Genomic DNA, 4578 nt, shown 5'->3' with positions numbered 1-4578 from the left:
AGGGCCGCGGCGTAGTACGTCACCGCTCCGTGGTCGCCCAGGACCGCGTCCGCCGCGAGCAGCGCCTGCCGCCAGCCACCCAGCGGATCGACCAGGGCCAACCCGCCGCGCCGGGCCCTGTCGAGCCAGGCCCGTACCTGCCCGGGGCCGTGCCCCTGCCAGATGTTGGGGTGCAGGACGGCCGCCACCCGGTACTCCTCGGCGGCCAGTTCGCCCGTCAGCCGCGGCAGCAGGGCCGGCAGCACGTCGCCCGCGCCGCCGTCGCCGAACAGCCCCTCCGGGTTCCAGGTGGCGGACAGGACGACGAGCCGCTGCCCGCCGCGTACGCCCAGCGCCCGCCGGAACCGGTCGCGGTAGTCGCGGGCGGCGAGCATCCGGTCGAAGCACGGATCGCCTGCCAGCACCGCGGCCCCGGCCGCCTCGGGACAGGACTCGCGCAGGCGCTCCACCTGCTCGGGATGCGAGAGCACGAACGCATCGGCCACGGGCCGCCCGTCCTCAAGCAGCCACTCCGGCGCCAGTCCGAAGACGGGAGCCCGGCGTCCGGCGACCGGCGACCGGCGACCGGCGACCGGCGACCTGAGCCTCTTAGTATATCCAACGCCATGGGAAAGAACTGCCAATTTGCCGGTCAATACGCCTATTTGGCCACCCAGGCTTGCCGAGACGGCCAAGTCGACGGGCGTACGGACCGCCTGCTCCCACGGCAGCACCGGCACCCCCACCGCCGCCAGCAGTTCGCCGACGCCGCCCTGGAACGGCGACGACCCCGTGCACGTCGCCAGCATCTGCACCCGCAGGTCGTCGTCGAACAGCGGCATCACGTCCAGCAGCCGGGTGGCCGACGTGACGTTGTGCACGACGAACAGCACCCGCCGGCACCGCCCCCGGGAGGCCCACCGCCGGGCGTCCTCCCCCACCGGGACCCGTACCCAGCCCTCCCGCGCCTCCGTCATCCAACCCCCACAGCCCCACCCCCGGCCCGGCATGAACCCGCCAGCCTAAACGGTGCGGTGCGGCACCGGCAGACGATGGCTAGCCTGCTGGGATGGGCATGGCGGAGTTCGTCCTCACGGCGGTGGGCACCCTGGCCGGTGTCGTCGGCACGTACTTCGCCTACGTCTCCGTCCGCGGCCGCGCCGCCCGCCGGCACGTACGCCTCCCGTGCGACCGAGGGCGGGGACTCCTCGAAGCGGATGTCGCGCCCCAGTGCCGCGCCGATCGTGCGGACCTGCTCGGCCTGGGTCAGGGTCTCCGGGCCCGTCAGGTGGTACGTCTCCCCGGCGTGGCCCTCGTGGGTCAGCGCGCGCAGGCCGACCGCGGCCACGTCGGCCTCGTGGATGAGGGAGCGGCCCGCTTGCGCGTACGGGGCGTGCACCACGTCGCCCGCGCGGATCTGGTCCGCCCAGTGCAGGGTGTTGGCGGCGAAGCCGCCCGCGCGCAGCAGGGTCCACTCCAGGGGCGAGGCCCGCAGCAGGCGTTCGATGGCGGTGTGGAAGCCGAGGATGCCCTCCGGCTCCTCGTCCGGGTCGTCGGCGGCGCCCCAGGCGGAGACGTACGCGATCCGGCGCACCCCCGCCGCGATCGCCGCGTCCAGGACGGCGGGGGCGGTGTCGGCGGTGGGCAGCGGCCAGACGAGGAAGACCTCCGAGACGCCGGCGAAGGCCGCGCCCAGCGTCGCCGGGTCGGCGAGGTCCCCGCGTACGGCCTCCACCCCCGCGGGGAGGTCCGCGCGGGCGGGGTCGCGCACCAGGGCGCGTACCGGCAGGCCCGCCCAGTGCGCCTGCGCGACCGCCTGACCTCCTACATTGCCCGTTGCTCCGGTCACCAGGATCACAGTTCTTCCCCTCTCGTGGGTGCTGTCCCCCACCCTCCGACTTCAACCGCACTTGAGGTCAAACGCGACGGTCCGCGACTTGTCAGGCTCGCGTCAGCTCACTAGTTTGAATCGGCGAGTTGCCGGAATCGACCTGCGACTTGAGGCATCCCGGCCGACCCCGTCGACGGCCGCGACCGACCCCGGGTCCCGCCGTCCCCCACACTCGACGGACACGGAGGGCGCTGATGCGCCGAAAAGTTTCCCTTCTGCTGACCGCGGCCCTGCTGTGCGCCGCCGGAGTCGCCGCCGCACCGGTACCCGCCGGAGCGCAGGACCCCGGCTCCGCGGGGCCGACCGAGTGGCGGGAGGTGTTCTCACCGGACGGCACCGTCACCCGCGTGGAGATACCCGAGCAGGCCGAGGACGCCCCGGGCCCCGCCGACCTCCGGGCGGCCGCGGCGGCCGAGGTCGTCCCCATCCAGGACACCGGCCCCCCCGGCTCCCGGTTCGACCTGGTGATGGTGGGCGACGGGTACACCACCTCGGAGATGGGCCTGCTGCGCCAGCAGGCCCAGGCGAAGTGGCAGGAGATCTCCGCCACGGCGCCGTGGGACAAGCACCGCCAGAACACCAACGTGTGGCTGGTCAACGTCGTCTCCGCGCAGTCCGGCGTGGACAACGACCCGACCCGGGGCATCGACCGCGACACCGCCATGGACATGGGCTTCTTCTGCGCCGGCATCGAACGGCTGCTCTGCCTCAGCGAGTCGAAGGCACAGGCGTACGCCGCCGAGGCCCCCGGCGCCGACGCCATCGTCGCCCTCGGCAACACCGCCAAGTACGGCGGCGCCGGCTACCCCAGTCTCGCCACCGTCGCCGGCGGCAACGCGCAGGCCGGACGCATCGCGATCCACGAACTCGGCCACTCCGTGGGCGGCCTGGCCGACGAGTACTACACGCCGGGCACCACCTATCCCGGCGGCGAACCCCGGGAACCCAACGTCACCGCCAGTCCCAGCGGGTCCAAGTGGGCGTCGTACCTCGGGCAGAGCACCCCCGACGGCGGTGTCATCGGTGCCTACCAGGGCGGCAGCCAGTACGAGTACGGCATCTACCGGCCCTCTCAGGACTCCCTCATGCGCAACATCAACAAGCCCTTCAACCTGGTCGGCCTCGCCGTGATGGACCGCGCGATCGGCTCCGAGATCAGCGGGGCGGCACCCGGGAGCGGGTAGGCCGGCGACCGTCCGTACACCAGGGATGGTGCACGTAACACCACCCCCCATTGGGGTCGTGCGCCCAGTGCCCGCGGCCGTCACCGTCCGTAGCTTCGTAGTCAGGCACAGGGAGTGCCGGTCTGACGAGGGGTGAAGACGATGTTCGGACGCAACGGGCGCCGCGGGACCGCCGCCGGTGCCGTCGACGGTGGCGCGCCGCACGAGGCGCTGCGACTGGTCAAGGTGACCAAGGTCTACGGCACCGGGGGTGCCGAGGAGGCGGCCGTCACCGCCCTCGACGGGGTGACGCTGAGCCTGCCGGCCGGGTCGTTCACCGCCGTGATGGGGCCCTCGGGCTCCGGGAAGTCGACGCTGCTGCAGTGCGCCGCGGGGCTGGACCGGCCGGACAGCGGCGTGGTGATGGTCGACGGCGCGGAGATGACCGGGGGCAGCGAGACGGAGCTGACGAAGTTCCGCCGCGAGCGGATCGGGTTCGTTTTCCAGCAGTACAACCTGCTGCCCACGCTGAACGTCGCGCAGAACACCGTGCTGCCGCTCAAGCTCGCCGGCCGCCGCGTCGACCGCGCCCGGGTCCGCGAGGTGCTGGCCCGCGTCGGCCTCGCCGACCGGATGCGGCACCGGCCCGACCAGCTCTCCGGCGGACAGCGGCAGCGCGTCGCCATCGCCCGCGCGCTCGTCGCCGCGCCGAGCGTGGTCTTCGCCGACGAGCCGACCGGCGCCCTGGACACCCGCAGCGCCCGTGACGTGCTGGGCCTGCTCCAGGAGACGGTGCGCGTCGACGGCCGCACCGTGGTGATGGTGACGCACGACCCGGTGGCCGCCTCGTACGCGGACTCCGTCCTCTTCCTCGCCGACGGCCGGCTGGTGGGCCAGATGCACGCGCCGACCGCCGACGCCATCGCGGAGCGCATGACGCACCTCGGCGACATGTACGAAGCCCAGGGTCCGGGCCCCGCCCCGCACCACGACCCGCGCCACTCCGCGCCCATGGGGGTCTGACCGATGTTCTCGCTCGCGATGCGCTCCATCCGGCAGCGGCCCGGCCGCTTCGCCGCCACGCTCCTGTCCGCCTTCCTCGGCGCCACCATCATCATGATGTTCAACTCGCTCCTCGACACCGCCGGCGCCGAGGGAGTGGACGACGTCAGCTCGGAGTCCCTGTCCACGGCCGCGATGGTCGTCGGCGGCTACGGCTCGCTGCTGGTCTTCTTCGCCGTCGCCTCGACCCTCACGGTCGCCGTCCGGCAGCGCAGCACCGAGATCGACCTGCTGCGCTCCACCGGCGCGACGCCCGCGCAGATCACCAGGATGATCGTCGGCGAGGCGGCGGTCGTCGGCCTCGTCGGCTCGCTGCTGGCGATCGTGCCCGGCATGGTCGGCGGGCGGATCCTGCTCGACATGTTCCAGGACAGCGGGCAGGTCGCGGACGACGTCGACCACGCCTTCGGCACCATCGCGCTGATGTCCGGGATCGACATCACGCTGCTGGCGTCGGTCGGCGCCGCGTTCCTCGCGGTCCGC

The 4578-nt window shown here is 73.2% G+C and carries 4 protein-coding genes and 1 pseudogene; 3 read left to right on the top strand and 2 right to left on the bottom strand.

From position 1 onward, the window contains the following. Together H5J30_RS18645 and H5J30_RS18640 are read right to left on the bottom strand one after the other, a co-directional pair. Positions 1 to 956 (bottom strand): annotated as a pseudogene (locus H5J30_RS18645) (hypothetical protein); the annotation flags it as partial. Next, entirely contained in the window at positions 953 to 1828 is an 876-nt protein-coding gene (locus H5J30_RS18640) for an SDR family oxidoreductase (RefSeq protein ID WP_309505564.1), read from the bottom strand. The gene H5J30_RS18640 and the pseudogene H5J30_RS18645, both read right to left, overlap by 4 nt. Positions 1829 to 2064: 236 nt before the next feature. Between H5J30_RS18640 and H5J30_RS18635 the strand changes: the two genes are divergently transcribed. The 3 genes from H5J30_RS18635 to H5J30_RS18625 all read left to right on the top strand — a co-directional run. After that, positions 2065 to 3054: a M64 family metallopeptidase gene (locus H5J30_RS18635; protein WP_181788550.1), complete on the top strand. Its 990-nt coding sequence runs from the start codon at positions 2065 to 2067 to the stop codon at positions 3052 to 3054. A 141-nt stretch (positions 3055 to 3195) separates the two neighbouring features. Further along, on the top strand, positions 3196 to 4056 hold the full coding sequence (locus tag H5J30_RS18630) for an ABC transporter ATP-binding protein (RefSeq protein ID WP_220189075.1): 861 nt from the start codon (positions 3196 to 3198) through the stop codon (positions 4054 to 4056). Between the two features lie 3 nt (positions 4057 to 4059). Further along, positions 4060 to 4578: FtsX-like permease family protein (locus tag H5J30_RS18625; protein ID WP_181788548.1), on the top strand; the 519-nt coding region annotated here is incomplete at its 3' end.

Source organism: Streptomyces phytophilus (assembly GCF_013870535.1).
Taxonomy (GTDB): Bacteria; Actinomycetota; Actinomycetes; order Streptomycetales; family Streptomycetaceae; genus Streptomyces; species Streptomyces phytophilus.
Note: the sequence above shows the minus strand (reverse complement) of the source record. Positions and strands in the feature narration are given on the sequence as shown.